Source organism: Bacillus sp. JJ1503 (genome assembly GCF_036965125.1).
Taxonomy (GTDB): Bacteria; Bacillota; Bacilli; order Bacillales; family Cytobacillaceae; genus Cytobacillus.
Genome location: NZ_JBALOZ010000326.1, coordinates 1 through 1796, shown reverse-complemented (window position 1 = coordinate 1796; position 1796 = coordinate 1). Strand labels below are relative to the sequence as shown.

2 protein-coding genes are annotated in these 1796 nt (G+C 35.4%); both read right to left on the bottom strand.

Going from position 1 to position 1796, the window contains the following annotated elements; genetic code table 11:
• Positions 1–162: 162 nt before the first annotated feature.
• Positions 163–1005 (bottom strand): oxidoreductase, encoded by an 843-nt coding sequence (locus tag V7149_RS21565; RefSeq protein WP_335347649.1) that lies wholly within the window; start codon positions 1003–1005, stop codon positions 163–165.
• Between the two features lie 54 nt (positions 1006–1059).
• Entirely contained in the window at positions 1060–1743 is a 684-nt protein-coding gene (locus V7149_RS21560) for a M50 family metallopeptidase (protein WP_335347648.1), read from the bottom strand.
• Between the last annotated feature and the right edge of the window lie 53 nt (positions 1744–1796).

The following is a 1796-nucleotide window of genomic DNA, read 5'->3' as shown; positions in this document are numbered from 1 at the left end:
ATATGTTTTCTTATTTTCTCTAATTTAGGGAATAATAATCGGATTTTAGCGAAATAGTTAATTTTTCCTAAATAATGAATAGTCACACACGCAGCAAATGGTGTAGATCATTTCACGTATATAGAAAAAGATGATAGAACATGCTCTATCATCTTGAAATGGTTATCTATTTAAGATTTTTAGAAAGGCCTTTTCCCAAAATGTCCATTTGAGCATATTTTTCAAAAATAAGCTCCTTTTTACCCCTTTGCCAATTGGGTACCTTAACTGAGGATCAAGTTCCTCGGCTATATTAGTAATCTTCCTAGCTACCTCTCTTGGATCCCCGAATGATTCTGACCCATTGTCAATATATTGTTGAATCTGTTTCATATAATAATAATAAGGAGATTGTACATGCAATGATCTTTCCGTAACATGCTTCCCGCTTGACCAAATATTTGTCTTATATGATCCTGCTTCGATCAAAACAACCTTGACGCCAAAAGGCTTCATTTCAAGTCTGAGGCATTCGCTCCATCCTTCTAGAGCATGTTTAGAAGCGACATAGGGAGACATGCCGGGGAATCCCATTCTCCCACTGATGCTGCTCATATTAATGATGATCCCTTTTCCTTGGCTGCGCATTAGTGGTAAAAAGCTTTGAGTTACAGCAATCGCTCCGAAAAAATTTGTCTCAAATTGCTTTCTGAATTCCTCAATAGGAATTTCTTCTACAAAGCCTGCACTTGCATACCCGGCATTATTGAATAGCAAATCAATACGGCCGATTTTTTCAATAAATTGCTTCAATTTTTCAATGGATTGTTGAGAAGCAACATCGAGCTCAGCAACGGTAATATTTCCTTCAACTCCATTTAATCTTGCCTCGGATAAAAGCGTTTCGCTTTTATTCGTATCTCTCATGGTCGCTATGACATCGAAATTATTTCTAGCGAGCTCGATAGCTGTAAGAAGCCCAAAGCCGCTTGATGCTCCTGTAATAACGGCAATTTTTCTATTCAAATGTTATCTCCTTTCAAGAAGATATGGTTGATTTATATTTAGCTCATATTCCATTTATTTGTCAATTCGGTAAATACCCTTCTTTAACCCTGCAACCATGAAGGAGATCGATTGAGCAAAAAAGAATAATCCCCATAATTGAGCAGGAATAAACATAGTTGTTTTTGCTAAACCTGTAGCGTCCCCCGCTGCATGTGGCTGAATAAAGCTAAGCATGAGGATGGTAAAGGAAGATGTTAGTGATTCTACTAAAAGAATACTAGCTATAATCAATAAACAATTTTGTACAAATGATACAGAACCTTTATATAATAACAGAATAAATAATGCGCCAAAGGAAATAAGCCAAAATATACCATAAAAATTTCTAACCCAAAGCAGCAGGTTTAAGCCAACAAATAGAAGCAAAATAATAATAAGGGGTTTATATTGTTTCTTGCTAATGAACCAAAAGGATAAAAAGGCGATAAATGATGAAAAAAAATATCCTGCTATTCCGGTAAAAAAGCTGCCAAACCAGTTCGTATGACTTGTATAGGTTACCCCTTCTGTGTTCATAAATAAAGATATAGTATGAACCTTTCCTCCAAATAGGGCAATCAAAGCGTGTCCCGATTCATGGATTAAAGTATTAATCATGCGTATATAGCTGCCTAGGAACGGAATATTTGTTAGAATAATAGCAATGACGATAAATAAACAGAATTTCCAAGTAATTTTTTGCTTTAGTGCTCTCAAAATGGATTCTCCTCATTTTAGACATAAGGTCCCAACGTATTATTTTATTATAC